The organism is Streptococcus mitis (genome assembly GCF_001579035.1).
GTDB classification, from domain to species: domain Bacteria; phylum Bacillota; class Bacilli; order Lactobacillales; family Streptococcaceae; genus Streptococcus; species Streptococcus mitis_J.
In genome coordinates this window covers 10,128-10,657 of sequence record NZ_KQ970292.1, presented here as the reverse complement: position 1 = coordinate 10,657, position 530 = coordinate 10,128, and the positions used below count along the sequence as shown (strand labels likewise).

Sequence of the window (530 nt, the reverse complement as noted above, 5' to 3'; positions counted from 1 at the left end):
AACAAACAGTAGCTTCTGATTAAAGAAAAGAGAAGGGGGCATTTGTTACTCAGGCTCGTACTATGGGTGAAAAAGCCAATATGAATGTTGTTTTGGTGTTTTCAAAGTTATCAGACAGTGAAAAAAAGCAATTACTTCAAGCTAGAATTCCTTTTGTCGACTTCAAGGGAAACCTCTTCTTCCCTCCATTGGGACTAGTACTGAATGCTAATGATACTGAATCCCATAAGGAATTAACACCTCGCGAACAATTAACGTGGATTGCCTTTTTATTGACAAAAGGTCAAAAAGTAGTAGATGTTGATTTGCTTTCGCAGGTAACTGGACTTCCAAACTCAACGATTTATAGGTGCTTGAGGACTTTTAAAACTTTAGATTGGTTAAACAAGCCAAATAAACTTTATTTTGGAATGATTTTAAAAATAATCATGATAAATAATTTGTAGATTCGATTTCTCTCTATTTGACCTTAAAAGATGATAATCCGCGTATAGAGGAAGAGAGTGAAGCACTACAAAACACTATATTAC

Annotated in this window: 1 pseudogene; it reads left to right on the top strand. The window is 34.5% G+C overall.

What is annotated here, in order from left to right:
* Nucleotides 1-15 precede the first annotated feature (15 nt).
* Nucleotides 16-530 (top strand): annotated as a pseudogene (locus tag SMIDD26_RS11990) (hypothetical protein); the annotation flags it as partial.